The following is a 16,033-nucleotide window of genomic DNA, read 5'->3' as shown; positions in this document are numbered from 1 at the left end:
CCTGCTACTTATTCTCTCATAAAATTTTTCTTGGAATCTACTTGATTAGTTACTATCAACAATTCCAAAAAGGGCTGATTTTAAAACGCCTTTTTATAGTACTAAAGTACCAGTGATTAGCGATCGCCTGTGCCAGTTGCGTAAGTCCTGTGAGCTTTTGTAAATATTGCGTATCGTCTGCGAAAAACTTATGAGATGGAACTGAAAACTCAACAGACACTACGCTGTCAGATTCAGACAGAAATTTTTATTAACTTTTGTAACCAATTGACTGGTTCTGCATAAAACTTGTATGCCCAATGTAAATTATGTAGGTACTTGCTTGATGATCATTAATTGAGGTTCACTTGCTCTGGTATCGCGTAACCGTTGTGGGAGCAACTACTGATTGTTTCGGTATTATTTGGTAACCAAAATTATGACAATTATACTTACAATAAGCTTAGTAGCCTTTATTGCTGGCTTATTAATTTACTTCCTACTGACCTCAAGAGGTCGAATTTTGCTCAAATCTTTGGTGACGAAAATAAACTACCAATGGTGGAGACTAAGCTTTGGCAAGCTTAACCGACTAGGATCAAGCTTTTCCAAGACTATAACAATTGCTGCGATTATTATGGTAGCAGTAATCGCTGGAAATAGTGTATCCGCGCAGGTTACGGGGTCGGCTCCAGTTTCGCTCAAGAGCGTATCGGTTCCAGAACCTGACAATCTTGGAGACTTTGTAAAAAACAAAGCAGCTGCAATCAAGTTAGGGAAGACTCTTTTTTGGGATATGCAGGTTGGGAGCGACGGACAGACCTCCTGTGCTAGTTGTCACTTCCATGCTGGAGCCGACAATAGATCCATAAATCAGATTGCTCCTGGGCTTTTGCGGATTAACGCTGATGGTAAAGAGAATCCAGATACAATTTTTAATATAGGCGGCGCGCCAAACTACCAGCTAAGAAAAGAAGATTTTCCCTTTCACAAGCTGTCAAATCCAAATGATTCTACGACTGTGGTATCTGACAGTAACGATGTTAGCTCTTCTCAAGGAGTCGCAAATACAAAATTTGTTGGTGTTATACCTGGTAGCTCAAAAGACCTAGAAACAAGTGAGCCAGATCCAGTGTTTAAAGTGGGAGGTATCAATGTGCGCCGCGTCCAGCCGCGTAATACGCCAAGCGTAATTAATGCAGCATTCAACTTCCGCAACTTCTGGGATGGAAGGGCACAAGATATCTTTAATGGGGTGAATCCCTTCGGTTTAAGAGATCCTAACGCCTCTGTGGTGAAAGCAGAAAACCCAAATCAGCTTAAATTTGTCAAAGTCAGCCTGAATAATTCGTCTTTGGCTTCCCAAGCTGTCGGCCCGCCACTCAGTTCCTTCGAGTCGTCTGCTGATGGTCGCACTTTTCAAGAAATTGGTAATAAGTTTGGTCAAATTGACCTCAGCAAATTTATAGTTGTTAAGGGTTCGCTGGACAATATTCTGTCAATTGGGGGTACAAAGCTCCCCAGAGTCCTGGGGCAAAAGTTGTCTGGACTCACACCACTAGGTAAACAGGTTGTGCATCCACAAGACAGCGTTTTAGGTGCAAACAGTAACTCGCCTCAACCCGGACTCAAGGATATAACCTACGAGGATCTGATTAAAGATGCCTTTAAGCCAGAGTGGTGGAACTCTAATCAACTCATCCAAGTTGATGCTGAAGGTAAACGGACTTTTGTCAACAGCGCTGATAACTCTTCCCAAACCAATGAGTACAGGCTGTTGGATTATAACTTCTCGCTATTCTTTGGGCTTGCAGTTCAGTTGTACGAGTCTACACTCATTGCCAACGATACGCCCTACGATCGCTTCTTAGAAGGAAAAACCACTGCCCTCACCGTCCAGCAGCAACGAGGCAAACAATTATTCGAGGGTAAAGCTGCCTGTATCTTCTGCCATAGTGGGTTGGAACTCACCAGCGCCTCGGTTAGCAACGTCAAGAACCAAAGACTTAGAGCCACTACCACCACTCCCAAAACCGTCTCGGACAGAGGTTACTTCAATATCGGTGTTAGGCCCACTCTAGAAGACATCAGTGTTGGTGGTAAAGACCCATTTGGTAATCCGCTTTCGGAGTCGCGGGTAGCTGCTTTGGGTAAATTCCCGCTACTTTTCGGTTCAAGCCCCAATGTTACAGTTAGCCCCAATGACACAGTAGTTGCAGACGGACAGTTTAAGACTCCTGGACTACGAAATATAGAACTCACAGCTCCTTACTTCCACAATGGTGGCTATTTGACTTTGCCACAAGTGGTAGACTTCTATAATCGTGGTGGAGATTTCCGCCAGGAAGGGGTTCTCCGCCCATTGGGATTAAGCGAAACTGAAAAAGATGACTTGGTGGCTTTCCTGAAAGGACTCACTGATGAGAGAGTTGTCTCTGAGAAAGCGCCCTTTGACCACCCGCAACTGTTCGTTCCCAATGGACATCTAGGTAACTCTATGTTTGTTGTCAATGATGGTACTGGTAAAGCTGCCGATAACCTACTAGAAATTCCTGCTGTAGGTAAGAATGGTGGTAAAGGGACTTCAAATTTCCTGAACTAACTAGCAATTCGAGTTAGTCGCTCAGGTGTCAAAGCAGGGGGAGATATGCGAAAAAAATTACTTCCTTGTCCCTCTGCTGTTTGCATACTTACAAACTGACGCTAATTTACCTTAAGCAGTAAGAAGGTTCACATCTTACCGCTTGATCGGAAGTGTGAGATGAATTGCGAGTGAGTTGACGACAGTTCTCTGATTGATATTGAGCATAAGCTCTCATTAGATCAGAGAACATGTAATGAATTGGGAAGCCTACACTTATCCTGACGGATAAGTGTAGGTAGTTCACTATCAGAAATTGAAGCAGCTTTAATTGCTTGGTTTATACCTCTGCAATAGCCAGCTTCAAGTTTTGGAAAATCAGTTTTATTTAATTAACGTCAGTTCGGGTTAAGAAGATTTATTCAGCGTTAGTTGACGGAAACAACGCAAACACGTTGACATATCTCAGAATCAAGCAACGCTGTAATAAGGGTTTCAGCTTATCCCGAACTCAGGTTAATTAAGATTAAGTTTCAGAAGACTGGCGGATTTGCTCTAAACTTCGGTTGAGCCAGTCTTCATACCAATCATAAAAACTCAAGGGCTGTTCCTCATCGTTATTTGGATAAGAATCATCAGGGTCGGTGTCGTGGAAAGCATGACAAAAACTTAAAGAAGCAGGATATATTCCATTATCATTAGTACGGTCATCTATCCAGATTTTTCCTGGCTGCTCTCCAGTAATAACTAACATTCCATAAATTCCACAACCATAATTTGTAATTGTGAGAGTACCGTGAATAAATTTATCGTCAAAATAGGCATTATTGTTGGTAACAAAATCCGTATTGTCCTTGACAATTAAATCTAAATCATTCCATGCCTCTGTCAAAGGAAATGGTTTAGAGAGAATTTCGTAGTTCTCTCGGTATACTTTTTCTGGGATGACATCTTCAGATTCAATTCCCGATAGTCCAGATAAGCCGTATCCTGGCCCCGCACCACCATTACCAATTTCCAACAGAAAGTTTTTATATTCACTTGGTAAATTAATATTGTATCTAGATTCAAACACTTGAATATCTTTGTTACTCAAGCAAGGTTTGAATTGATATTGGTGTGATTCTGAGCCAAAAACCTCAAATGTAGCGTCTAAAATAGCTAATTGAGCTAACTTTTTCTTTAATTGCAAAACTTTATTCATTATGCGTTCTAGATTTTAATGGTGACGCTGCGATATTTTAGATATGGGCCGCTTTTTGCGTCTATGCTGATGCTGAAGCCAGAGGTAGTATTAAAGGAAGAATGAATTAAGCTTTGCTTGTAATGACTCTGGCTGAAACTCCAAACTACAAAAATTCTAACAATCCTTTTCTCTCCCTCAAGTATGAAAGCGCCTTGGAATCTCTAGGCGATGACTATTACGACGAGGTTGCAGCAGAGGAATTTCCCCAACACCTCCTGCGTTGGCGTAACGATGCACTACTACCCCGCTTGGGTTTAGACCCCCAAGTAGTCAAAGACGAAGATTTTATCACAGCCTTTGGCAAATTTCAGGGGCGTAAACCCTTGTTGGCACTGCGTTACCACGGCTATCAATTTGGTGAATATAACAGACAGTTAGGTGATGGTAGAGGCTTTCTCTACGGGCAAGTACGCGCCACTGATGGCGAATTGTACGATTTTGGCACAAAAGGCTCTGGGAGAACGCCCTACTCCCGTGGTGGCGATGGTATGCTCACACTTAAAGGTGGGGTGCGGGAAGTTCTGGCTGCGGAAGCACTACACCACTTGGGTGTACGTACCTCGCGCTGTCTGACCATGATTGAAACAGGTTTACCCCTCTGGCGGGGAGATGAACCTTCGCCTACTCGCTCATGTGTGATGATTAGAATGAGCAGTTCTCATATTCGGTTTGGCACTTTTGAGCGACTGCATTTTTTCCAGCGTCCAGATTTAACTAAGAAGTTGTTAGACCACGTAATTGAGCAGTATTATCGACACTTAAGTGCTGAACAAAATAAATATGCCTTGTTTTACGCCGAATTAGTGAAACGAGTTGCAAAACTAGTAGCGCAGTGGATGGCGGCTGGCTTTTGTCATGCAGTCCTAAATACTGACAATATGTCGATCACGGGAGAGAGTTTTGACTATGGCCCTTATGCGTTTATCCCAACTTATAACCCATCCTTTATAGCTGCATATTTTGACTATTATGGACGCTATTGTTACGGTAATCAACCAAGTATTTGTCAGTTAAATTTACAAATGCTCCAGGAACCTTTAAAGGCGATTATCGATAAAGACGAAATGGAAGCTGGATTAGCAATGTTTGCTGAGTATTATCAAGCTGAATACAGTTCTTTGATGTTGAAAAAGTTAGGTTTTGAGGATTTGCCACATCCACAAGCAGGGGAACTGTTGAATCTAACGGTTGAATTTTTGAAAGATAGCCAAGTTGGTTATCACCAATTCTTCTATGAGATGGCTCGAACTTTTTCATCGAAATGGCGAGATGAACCAGGTTTTGTACTAGATAATTCAGATATTGTGCCAGTACCGGGAGCATCAGGAATTTTTGATGATTGGTGCATACTGTATCATAAAATTTTGAATGATTTGGAGAGCGATGTCTACGACGGGCTACGCCTACGCATTGATGTAATTGCCCAAACTCTAACTGTTCATAATCCCAAAACGGCATTATTAAGACCTGTGATTGAATCTATTTGGGAACCAATTGCTCAGGAGGATAATTGGCAACCTTTTTATGACTTAATCAAGGATATTCAGTCTAGGAGATAGTTAGTTAGCAAAGGGGCATTGGGCATGGGGCATTGGGCATGGGGCATTGGGCATTAGTTATTTCTCCCCTGCTCCCCTGCCTCTAACTAAATTGCTGGGCATAAAACCGTGCATAGCGATGCTCTAGCGCTAATAATTCTTCATGGGTTCCCGATTCGACAATTTGTCCCTGTTCGAGAACTAAAATACGATCGCACCTCTTAACTGTCGATAAACGGTGAGCAATAATAAATACTGTCCGTTTTTCCATCAGTCTTTCCAGCGCTTCCTGTACCAGTGCTTCTGACTCAGAATCTAATGCTGATGTCGCTTCATCAAGAATCAATATTTGGGGATTGAGCAGAACAGCACGAGCGATCGCAATTCTTTGTCTTTGTCCACCTGATAAGTTTACCCCACGTTCACCCACCCAAGTCTGATAACCCTCTGGCAGTTGGCTAATAAACTGATGGGCATTAGCAATTTTTGCCGCCTCTTTAACTGCTTTTATATCAAAAATATCTTGTCCAAAGGCGATATTTTGGGCAATTGTCCCGGAAAACATGATGGTTTCTTGAGGAACAATCCCAATTTGTCGTCGCAGACTATGCAGCTTCACATCTCGAATATCAACACCATCAATTAATATTTGACCAACTTTTGGGTCGTAAAAACGGGGGAGAAGATTGACAAATGTGGTTTTACCAGCACCAGAAGCACCCACAAGAGCGATCGCTTCACCTGGCGATACTAATAAACTGATATCTTTTAATACAGGTTCACCCAGTTTATAGGCGAAGGAAATATGACGATATTCTATTTTGCCTTTGACTGGGGGGAGAGCGATCGCATTGATCTTTTCGATCACCGTTGGCTGAATTGCCATCAATTCAAAAACACGGTCTACAGATGCTTCACCCTGCTTAAATTCGTTGTAGTTGTTAGTAGTATGACCAATGGGATCAATTAACAGCGCCGCCGCCGCCAGATAACTGAAAAAATTCGCCACTGTTAAGTTACCTTGGGAAATTTGCCACGCTCCCACAATCAGTAACGATAACGCACTTAAGGCTTCCAGAAATCCGATGGTGGGAATTTGAATTACTTTCAGGCGTTCGGCTGAGTATTTTGCTTTGAGACTGCGTTCTGCTCCATGGCCAAAGCGGGCGATTTCGTAATTTTCGGCAGCAAAAGCCTGTACCAACCGAATACCGTTGAAAACTTCTGAGAGGATAGCTGATAAACCCGACACGCGATTTTGACTTTTTAAGGAATATTTGCCCAAGCGTGCACCAAACCAGCCAACTAAAATACCCATCAGCGGTGCAACTATTACTGTTGCTAGCGTCAGTTGCCAATTCAGGTAAATCATGTAAATCGGAATTGCTAGCAACTGCAAAATACAGGGGATAAAGTCGTGAAATACTTTATTTACAACTTCGCCAACGCGGTCAACATCTTCGGTGAGGCGGTAAGATAAATCACCTGCTTTTGCTGTTTCAAAATAGCTGAGATTTAGCTTTTGAAGATGTGCATAGACTTGCTGACGGAGATGAAAAGCAACTCTCAAAGCAGCTTTTGCCATATACATATCTTGTATAGACTGAAATAAGCCTCTAACAAGAAATACTAAGGCACAACTACCAGTTATTTGAGCGATCGCTACTACATTACCTTGTGCAAAGGGAGTTGCCAATTTACCAGCAAGATTTATCAGCACTAATGTTGCCAGCACGTATCCCAAGCTCCCAACAAGTCCCTTGGTGATAGTTTTCCACTGGAGTTGGATATAAGGCAGCAGTTGCCAATAATTAGAACGGGTTTTCAAGCTTTAACGTCCACAACGATATCTTCCTTTGTTTGACGCTATCAGTTTTTGGTGAGTTTCTGAACAGTTAACTCATTAGTTACAAAAAGCGGCGTTGCAGAACCAGAATATATCGATAATTCTCCGTTAGTCATTAGAGATGGACTGCATTTGTTTAGCTAAACTGATATGCGCCTAAATTGTATAAACACTCTTTACGGTCGTTAACTGCTAACTGTTGACGGTTATCAGTCATCAGCCTTCATGTGAATGTTCAAGTTACTCAATGTTGAATATCTTTGAAGTGTTTGAGTTTGAGCGTTACTATCGCGGGTTATAGGCCAAAGTTTGATGGTTTCGTCACCGCTGCCACTTACTAAAGTTTGCCCATTCGGGCTAAAGGCAACAGACCATACAGACTTGGTATGTCCTGCAAAGTTAGCAAGGAGTTTGCCACTAGCTAGATTCCAGAGCTTAATTGTTGTGTCATAACTACTACTGGCTAAAGTCTGTCCATTAGGATTAAAAGCAACAGACCATACAGCTTGGGAATGCCCCGTTAGAGTGTGCAACAATTTGCCATCACCCAGTTGCCACAGTTTAATGATTTTATCCTTACTGCCACTGGCAAGGGTTTGCCCATCAGGACTGAAGGCAACAGAAGATACTTCTTGAGTATGCCCTGTCAGAGTCTGTATGAGTCTGGGGCTAGGAGTGTTTAGCTGCCAAATTCTAATGGAGTTATCTCTACTGCCACTGGCTAATTTCTGGCTATCGGGGCTAAAAGCAACAGACTTTACCCAGCCTACATTCTGGAGTGTAAATTCTTTGCCTGTGTCCAGATTCCAGAGCTTAATAGTATTATCAGCACTGCTACTAGCAAGCAATTTTCCATTGGCACTCATAGCAATTGCTGCTACATCGTCTTTATGCCCATCAAGGGTACGGATGAGAGTTCCTGTTTCCAGATTCCACAGTTTAATTCGATTATCCCAGCTACCACTAGCGAGTACACGGCCATCAGCACTAATCGCCAAGGATGGAACTGCATCAGCATGACCTTTAAAAGTGTGGAGTAATTTGCCAGTGTGCAGATTCCAAATTTTGATCGTGCCATTATAGCTACCACTAGCTAAAGTATTACCATCTGAACTGATAGCGATCGCATAAATCCACGCTGAATGTCCTTTGAGAGTTTGATAAGGTTGAATGCTTGGCAAGGTCATAACGTCAGGTGTGACCATGTGGAAGGGAAATAGTAAACGATAGGAGCCAAACCCAACCAAGGTTGCTGTAGACGTAATTGCCAGTATTCTTACAATTCTATTAACAATTGATGACACTACAGGGTAACTCTCCATTTACAAAATTTAGGCGAAAATAGTACAAGGAAATAGAAGCCAGAACAAAATACAGCTTGTTTTAGCTTTTTCAACTAATTAGTCACTTCCGCCATTTTGTACGAATTAAACTATTTACTGCTCTTTTCTAGTAAATTTGCTTTCGTTACTTTGGTTGCCATTTTTTGTTGCTTATCCTGGCGTTCAATCCAAAGCCGAATGATAAATAAAACCGTAATTATGGTAGTAGCGATAAGGCTAATCGGTGTTAAATACGTCCAATGACCTGACATTTTATCCCAGATATGCCAAATCAAAATAAACATAGCTACATAAGTGAGTTTGTGTAATTGCTTCCAGTTCTTTTTCAGCTTTTTTACGCTCCAATTATTAGAAGTTATAGACAAAAGCATAAAAATTATGAAAGTGATTACACCTTGGAAATATATCCAAAATGTCTTAATGTCAAAAAAATCAAAATTTCTCTTTTGAACCATTAAAAAACCATGACCTAAAGCCAAAAAGAAAGCAATAATACCGATGATGCGGCGGCGTTTTAGGAGCCATTGCGGAATTCCGGTTTCTTTGGTTTGCGGAAAAACAATTCTGAGAGTTGTGGGAAGTAATGTGGCTATATAACTAACTAATGCTAGAAATCCAATAACATTAGGTAGGGGTGATTCATCTATTGAAATCATGATTAATCTCTAAAAATAATATTGTTGGCTATAGTAAAAATTACAGGTATAAGCAGCGAAAAATAACCCACGTTCATCCTAGTCAAAATAGAAGTAAGCTAGGCATTTTAGATCGTAAATAAAGTAAGGGCTAGTATTTTACCAAGACAAGTTTACTGGGCAATTGAAGCCAAAATGCTAATTTAAAAAGTACTTGAAGTTTGCTACTCTATGCAAAAATTGATTAGCCGACTACCTACTAGATATTTATCAAAAGGTAAAGCAGTATAGTCTTAAAAATTTTCTTCATGAGCAACTGTTATTCGCGCAACGTTTCCGTTATGAAAAGTGCAGAAGCAAAGACGATTTGAGTCCGTTAATTTCCTTTCCATAGCTATATTTTTTGTGTTTTTCTACTTACTTAAATCTATAACTGAACCGCTTAATAACTTGTTTACATTGTAGTATGACTACTTGGAGGTTAATAGTACCCTAGAGGGTACTATCTCTAACTGCGATTTTTTTGGGATGACGCAACATTAGGGATTTCCACATAAAAATGTCCTATCGCTTTAAGGGCAGGGAGCAGGAGGAGGGAAAGTCGTAGTGAAGTCCAGAAATTGGATAATTTATTTTTTGGAGTTCCCTTAACAAAATAGCCCCGTCACTTCTCTACGAGATGCTGTACGTAACTTGTTACCGAAAAACCCTTGCATTAAAGTGCTTATACCAATTCACGGAAAGCCTGATACATATTGCCCATTGGGCTTTTTGCTTTTTTTCATAAAAAAAGCCCCCTCCTCGCTGGCGCGGGGAAGGGGTTGGGGGTAGGATTAGTCTAATATCCGCCTTCTTCTTCGTATTCTGGCTGTCTTTCTTTAACTTTCTTAGGAATATTTACAGGCTTCGGCACATCCTCCCAAGCATCGCCCTCTACATCGTCATAATCATCGTATTCGTCAACATAAGGCTTGCTGTAGGGCTGGGCTTCATATTTTAGCGGTTGCGCTTGTTGATACCTGTCGCTGCCTGTTGCTTCGCTCCAGTTATCTTCTTCTTCGTCTTCTTCGTATTGAATAGATTCATACTGCCGCGCCTTCATTACCTGACGCTGTGGCCTTTCTTCTTCCACATAGTCTTCTGTCCATTCTTCTTCCCGCGCTACGGGTTCGGGGGCGCGAACTTTTTGCCTGGGTGGCTGCAATGGCACTCCACTAGGCAGTTGATTAGCTGGTGCAACTTGGCGCGGTGGAGTATAGCCGTATTCTTCTTCTATATCTCGCTCCCAAGGTGCTTTGCCGATACCAAGGCGCTCTAGTAAACCAACTGTTAACTGGTTTACTCGTTCTTCGGCTCCCTCAAACACAATCAACCGATTGGGGCCAGTGCTGACAATTTCATCTACTGAGAACTCGTAAGTACTCAGAAATTGATCGGGAATTTGGGGCAATCCTAAAGAAGCGATGGATATGGAGTTAAGCTTCCCGGTTTCGCCGTTGAACTTAAAGCCCCGAACTTTGCCTAATACTTCACCTGTTTCTGTAATTACTTCCCAGTTAATCAGATTACTGAGAGATTCAACTTCAATATCTTCAATTACATCTTCATTATCAACCAGGATGACATCACCAATCTGGCTGATGTTGTTGAGGTACATATAGCGCGGTATGCCCGAAATAGAGATCAGGCTGTCTCGCAAACCAAGAGCCACAACCTCTCGTTGATCAATATCAACCCAGACTTGACTGATGATGCCTAGCCGCTTGCCGTTGTCGCGGGTAATCACCTGGGTATTTAATATGTCGGAACGTCTAATTATCTGTTCAGAGGTCATTCTATACCGAGTCCTGATCTCCAATCCGGTTTATATATACACTATTATTAACAAAAACTCAAGCAGGTGTATTGGATGATTGTAACTTAATCCCCAAAACTTGAGTGTAAGCTCCTCGTGCTTGAGTAACACCAATTGTGCGTTCGGCTGATTCTATCATCGGACGACGCAAACTAACAACTATAAATTGCGCTTGTTGTGACTGTTGTTTAATCATTCTAGCTAATCGTTCTACGTTTGCCCCATCTAGGAACATGTCTACTTCGTCAAAGGCGTAAAAGGGCGATGGGCGGTAGCGTTGGAGAGCAAAAATAAAGCTTAAGGCTGTAAGCGATTTTTCTCCCCCAGACATGGAAGCTAGGCGCTGTACCGGTTTACCTTTGGGGTGCGCCACTAAATTCAGCCCACTGCTAAAGGGATCTTCAGGATTTTCGAGTTGTAAATAGCCGTCGCCATCTGAGAGAATGGCAAAAATTGATTGAAAGTTTTCGTTAACAGCATCGAATGCTTCTTTAAAAGCAAGTTGTCGCAATGTGGTAAAGTTTTCAATCCGCAAAAGTAATTCAGTGCGTTCCCCTTCTAGTGTTTCTAATTTTTGCGTGAGTTCTTGGAGACGGTTTTGAGTGCGTTCGTATTCTTCCAACGCCAGCATATTAACAGGTTCCATTGCCTGTAAGCGTTTGGTAAGCGATCGCAATTCTTTCTGCAATTCCTCCAAATCTACCTTATCTGGAACTTCTGGCAGCGGATTTGGTAATTCTGCTCCCACATCCCGCAACTGGCTTTGCAGTGCAATTAGTTCCTCCCGCCGCTTCTCTTGGGTTTCTTTGAGTTTTTCGATTTCCCATTGCAATTGTTGTTGGCGCAAAAGATGCGATCGCACTTCTTGTTCTGTAGCGTCGCGTTTTTGTTTCTCTTCTCCCAAATTTTGTTCCATTTGACTCAGCGTGGCGCGGGTTTCGGCAATTAGAGCGCTGAGTTCTAAATGTTGAGTGTTGAGGGAAGTTAGTTGATTTTTTCGTGCCTCTTGCTCACGATGATATTGGGCAATTCGCTCCTCCCCTTCTTGGATTTTTTCTTGCAATCGTTGTTGCTGACTTTCCAAATTTTTTAATCTTTGTTCAGCTTCGCGTAACGCTGTCTCCCGTTGTTGCAATTGTTGCTCTTGAATTTTAATTGTCGCTTGGATTTGTTGCCATTCACTAGGAGTTTGGGAAGCTTCCAGCTCTGCTAAAGCGTGTCGCAATTGTTGCAACTGATTTTCTTGCCCTGGTAATTCTTGCTCTAAAATTTCCAATCGGGATTGAGCAGTGGCTAATTTTTCGCTGTTTTGGGCGAGTTGTGATCGCGTCCCCTCTAATTGTGTTGTTAAATTTTTAATATCTTTCTGCAATTGTTCCAATTGCAACTGCTGTTCGCGCCGCGCCTGACGCGCTTCTGCTAGTTCCTGCGTCAGTTTTTTGGTTCTGGCTGACAAAGTTGCGATCGCTTCTGTACAACGCTCTAAAACTCGTTCAATATCTACCAAGCGAGTTTTTAAAGCGATCGCTTCATCAGATTCCGCCGCTTCGGCATTGCCAAACCGCAAGGCTGAACGCTGGCTGTTACTACCACCAGTCATTGCACCGCTAGTTTCCAGAAGTTCCCCGTCTAAGGTAACGATGCGATATAATCCTAAATTTTTCCGCGCCGCCTCCAGGTTGGCGAATACCACCGTGTTACCGAAAACATAGCTAAATACATCTTTGTAACGGCGATCGCAATCGACTAAGTTAACAGCATAATTAACGAAGCCACTAGCAAAACGTAGCGTTGCATCTTGAGTAAATTTAGGAGCGTGAATTTTATTCAGTGGTAAAAAAGTTGCTCTCCCTGCACGCTTCTGTTTGAGCAATTCAATTCCTGCTGCGGCGATGCTGTCATCTTCCACCACGATATGTCCCAAACGTCCACCGGCAGCCATTTCTAAAGCTAGCTGATGGCGCGGTTCCACCTTTGCTAACTGCACAACTAAGCCACAAAGTCCAGGCATTCCCGATTGTAAAATGACTTTACTCGCTTGGGTTCCTTGGACTTCTTGCTGTGCTTGCGCTTGCGCCTCTATTTTATCCAACTGGCGTTGTTTTTCCCGTTGTTCAGAAAGTAACCGCTTTTGGGTTTCCTGTTGGATTTGTAATTCTTGTTCTGTGGCTGAGAGATTTTGAGCTAAATTTTGGATGGGTTCGCTAGAGGCGTTAAATTCGATTTCAACTCGACTACACTCGGCTTGTTTTTGGGCTAATAGCGGTTCATCGCGTTCAATTAACTGGGTTTGCTCCTGGATGAGTTGCTGTAACTGATTATTCCGTTCTGTGAGTTGTGCTTGTTCAGTACGTTGAGGTTCTAGAGTTTGCAGCAAAGTTTCAATTTGACGATTGAATGCCGTTTGTTGCTGCACCCACGCTTCCGAAGCCGAGGCGATTTCTGCTGCTGCTTCGCGGGAGGTTTGTAGCGCTTGCTGCGCCTCATCTCTTTGCTGCTGACAGTAGACAATAGATTGTCTCTCTACAATCTGTGTTTCGGCAATTTCTTCTAAGGAAAAATGGTGTTTTTGAATTTCTTGCTGAGTTTGAGCGAGACGTTTGGCAGTTTCTTGAGAAGCCGTTTCTAATTCCGTTAGCTGACGTTGGAGTTGTTTTCGTTCTGCTTCTTGGGTGGCGAGGGTAGATTGTACCGCCAAAAGTTCCTCTTCTCCCAATGCTTTGACATGGGCATTGAGTTGTTCAAGTTCAGCAGTTTTTTGGACGATTTGGGAATTTAGATTTGTGAGTTGGATAGTGAGTTCACTAGAATTGCGATCGCCTGTTTGAATTTCGTGAACTAACTTCTCTTGTTGTGCTTGTAGCGATCGCCATGATAAAACAGCTTCCCAAGATTGTTTCGCCAGAAATTCCGTGCGGAGTTTTTGATATTTCTCAGCTTTAGCCCGATCTTGAGAAAGGCGATCGCGCTGTGCAGTTAATTCTGTCTCGATAATCCGACAGCTATCTTCCTTTTCCTTTACCTCATCTAAAGTTGATTTGGCTTGGATAATTTTGCGATCGAATGCCGCTACCCCAGCCAATTCATCAATAATTTCCCGGCGTTCCCGCGCATTCATCGAGATAATGCTGGTAACATCCCCTTGTAGCACGACGTTGTAGCCTTCAGGATAAACCCGCAGGTTACTTAGTTCCTCATGCAACTCCGTCAGCGTGCAAGGTACACCATTGATATAGTAATTCGACGTGTAACTCCCTTGGTGAGTGACTCGCAGCCTTCTAGTAACACTCCACTCTCCCGATTTTTGATTTTGAATTTTTGATTTTGGATTTTCTTCCCCTGCTTCCCCTGCTTCCTCTGCCTCCCCTGCCTCCTCTGCTTCCTCAGTCTGCGCCTGTGCAGCTTTCCGTGGTAAATCTTCCCCCGACAAATCAAAGGTGACTGTGACGCTAGCTTCAATAGAAGCGCGTCCTTTAGAGGTTTGGGTGTTATTTACTAAATCTGGCAAGCGATCGGCTCGCATTCCCTTAGAACTGGAGAGTCCGAGGCAAAATAGCAGTGCATCTAGAATATTAGATTTACCCGAACCATTTGGCCCAGATATGACAGTACACCCCGGTAGCAAAGGGACTGAGGTAGTGCCACCGAAGGATTTGAAGTTCGTAAGTTCCACGCGCTTGATATGAACCATAGGCGCTGGTTAACTGGGCTAATGAAGAACAAGTGTATCAACTAATTAAAAATTCGCAAGAGGGTAGGGGAAAATTAGGGATTATTGTAGACGTGTAGCGGCTTGCCGCAGGCTACCGCAGAGAAGGTAGGAGAATCATCGTTCAGAGAAGACACAATAGAGTTAGGACAAGCACGAGATTTCATTACAGGCGCTCAAAAGCAACTAAATCAAATCATTCGCGCCTAAGTTCTATAAACACTCTTTACGATCGTTAAGTGTTAACTGTTGACGGTTAACCGTTATCAGTCATCAGCCTTCATGTGAATGTTCAAGTTAAATGCGTAACAGCTTACTAATGAACTCACGCTTATTTAGGCAAAAAAACAGGGCTTACACAAATGTAAGTCCCTGTTTAGCTTTTATACCGATGTTAACTGAGAACTTCAGTTATTCTTTTATGGCTTCATAGCTTCAACTTTTGCTTCCACCTTTACCGTTTTCACACCTTGAACTTCTTTAACCAAGGTTTCAGCTTTTTGGAGTTCTTCAGTAGAAGTTGCTGTGCCTTTGAGGATAATTTCATCCTCTTGGTTTTCAACTACTAACTTATTACCTGGTAAGCCTTTATTCAATTTTTCGCTAACTTCAGTTTTTAAGTCGCTTTTAGCTTTTGTTGCTGCCGTTTTTTCAGAACTGATTTTAACTTTAGTATCTGTGCTAGCTGCTAAAGGAGTTGTTTCTTTTCCTGGAATTTTAGCAGTTTGATTTATCTGAGAAGCTGGTTTTGCTGGTACTTGAGCGGCTTCATTTGTAGTGCTAGGAGTTTCGGAACCAGTTTTAGGAGCCTCTTGACAGCCAAAAGCACCAATTACCAAAATGCTACTAACTAGTAATGGAATTAGCTTTTTCATTATCTTCTCCGAATTGAGTATTTGAAGCGATTAATTGAAGTGTGTGTCATGGTGAGGAGCAGATGTTAAAAACCAATTAAATGTGAAGTAGCAAAAGTGCCCAAGCAATCGCTTAGGTTACTAAAAATTGAAACTTGGACGATTTCTTGAAGCTAAGGTTTTGCTGCCAGTTTTAAGAAATGCCAATTCAATTTTCCTGACGGCTGCTAACTAGGATGGCTCTGCATACAGCCTGTAGCTCTCTATGATGTAGATGCCGAGTAGCTCTTTCAATGGTAGACTATGCCATCCCACAGGGGTGACTCGATGTTATCAAATTTAAGTCAGTTTGGCGATGTTTAAGCCTACCCAACTCAAAACTTCAGCATTTTGGCAATTACTATGGCAGCAAAATTACCAACAAAATGTTACTTTAGAAAACTATGG

Annotated in this window: 10 protein-coding genes; 3 read left to right on the top strand and 7 right to left on the bottom strand. The window is 42.3% G+C overall.

The annotated features are described in order from the left end of the window. Window positions 1–616: 616 nt before the first annotated feature. Entirely contained in the window at window positions 617–2,581 is a 1,965-nt protein-coding gene (locus H6G26_RS21520) for a cytochrome c peroxidase (protein ID WP_242053821.1), read from the top strand. A gap of 505 nt (window positions 2,582–3,086) precedes the next feature. Here H6G26_RS21520 and H6G26_RS21515 read toward each other — a convergent pair. Next, window positions 3,087–3,764 carry an SMI1/KNR4 family protein gene (locus H6G26_RS21515; RefSeq protein ID WP_190731188.1) on the bottom strand — a complete coding sequence of 226 codons (678 nt, stop codon included), beginning with the start codon at window positions 3,762–3,764 and terminating at the stop codon, window positions 3,087–3,089. 122 nt (window positions 3,765–3,886) lie between these two features. Between H6G26_RS21515 and H6G26_RS21510 the strand changes: the two genes are divergently transcribed. Further along, on the top strand, window positions 3,887–5,365 hold the full coding sequence (locus H6G26_RS21510; protein ID WP_190731187.1) for a YdiU family protein: 1,479 nt from the start codon (window positions 3,887–3,889) through the stop codon (window positions 5,363–5,365). An 82-nt stretch (window positions 5,366–5,447) separates the two neighbouring features. On the opposite strand, the gene H6G26_RS21505 is transcribed toward H6G26_RS21510, so the two are convergent. The 5 genes from H6G26_RS21505 to smc all read right to left on the bottom strand — a co-directional run bounded on the left by H6G26_RS21505 (window position 5,448) and on the right by smc (window position 14,714). Then, on the bottom strand, window positions 5,448–7,172 hold the full coding sequence (locus H6G26_RS21505; RefSeq protein ID WP_190731186.1) for an ABC transporter ATP-binding protein: 1,725 nt from the start codon (window positions 7,170–7,172) through the stop codon (window positions 5,448–5,450). A gap of 227 nt (window positions 7,173–7,399) precedes the next feature. Then, a complete protein-coding gene (locus H6G26_RS21500) occupies window positions 7,400–8,494 on the bottom strand; it encodes a WD40 repeat domain-containing protein (protein ID WP_347242489.1) in 1,095 nt (364 codons plus the stop codon). A gap of 128 nt (window positions 8,495–8,622) precedes the next feature. Further along, the gene (locus tag H6G26_RS21495) at window positions 8,623–9,189 is read right to left on the bottom strand and encodes a ferric reductase-like transmembrane domain-containing protein (protein ID WP_190731184.1); all 567 of its coding nucleotides are present in this window, start codon (window positions 9,187–9,189) and stop codon (window positions 8,623–8,625) included. Between the two features lie 817 nt (window positions 9,190–10,006). Beyond that, entirely contained in the window at window positions 10,007–11,002 is a 996-nt protein-coding gene (locus tag H6G26_RS21490) for a PRC-barrel domain-containing protein (RefSeq protein ID WP_190731183.1), read from the bottom strand. A 58-nt stretch (window positions 11,003–11,060) separates the two neighbouring features. Next, window positions 11,061–14,714 carry a chromosome segregation protein SMC gene (gene smc / locus H6G26_RS21485; RefSeq protein WP_190731182.1) on the bottom strand — a complete coding sequence of 1,218 codons (3,654 nt, stop codon included), beginning with the start codon at window positions 14,712–14,714 and terminating at the stop codon, window positions 11,061–11,063. Between the two features lie 102 nt (window positions 14,715–14,816). Here smc and H6G26_RS43860 point away from each other — a divergent pair, with 102 nt between their 5' ends. Next, complete coding sequence (locus H6G26_RS43860; RefSeq protein WP_277883914.1) at window positions 14,817–14,942, top strand: hypothetical protein; 126 nt, start codon at window positions 14,817–14,819, stop codon at window positions 14,940–14,942. A 209-nt stretch (window positions 14,943–15,151) separates the two neighbouring features. On the opposite strand, the gene H6G26_RS21480 is transcribed toward H6G26_RS43860, so the two are convergent. After that, complete coding sequence (locus H6G26_RS21480) at window positions 15,152–15,607, bottom strand: BON domain-containing protein (RefSeq protein ID WP_190731181.1); 456 nt, start codon at window positions 15,605–15,607, stop codon at window positions 15,152–15,154. Window positions 15,608–16,033: the final 426 nt, after the last annotated feature.

The organism is Nostoc sp. FACHB-888 (assembly GCF_014696655.1).
Taxonomy (GTDB): domain Bacteria; phylum Cyanobacteriota; class Cyanobacteriia; order Cyanobacteriales; family Nostocaceae; genus Nostoc.
This window is presented reverse-complemented; position numbering and strand designations above follow the sequence as displayed.

Bases quoted from the DNA above. Each gene is read 5' to 3' on its own strand.
- H6G26_RS21520 (WP_242053821.1), top strand. From the start codon at position 617: ATGGTAGCAGTAATCGCTGGAAATAGTGTATCCGCGCAGGTTACGGGG.
- H6G26_RS21490 (WP_190731183.1), bottom strand. From the start codon at position 11,002: ATGACCTCTGAACAGATAATTAGACGTTCCGACATATTAAATACCCAG.
- H6G26_RS21510 (WP_190731187.1), top strand. From the start codon at position 3,887: ATGACTCTGGCTGAAACTCCAAACTACAAAAATTCTAACAATCCTTTT.
- H6G26_RS21480 (WP_190731181.1), bottom strand. From the start codon at position 15,607: ATGAAAAAGCTAATTCCATTACTAGTTAGTAGCATTTTGGTAATTGGT.
- smc (WP_190731182.1), bottom strand. From the start codon at position 14,714: ATGGTTCATATCAAGCGCGTGGAACTTACGAACTTCAAATCCTTCGGT.
- H6G26_RS21495 (WP_190731184.1), bottom strand. From the start codon at position 9,189: ATGATTTCAATAGATGAATCACCCCTACCTAATGTTATTGGATTTCTA.
- H6G26_RS21515 (WP_190731188.1), bottom strand. From the start codon at position 3,764: ATGAATAAAGTTTTGCAATTAAAGAAAAAGTTAGCTCAATTAGCTATT.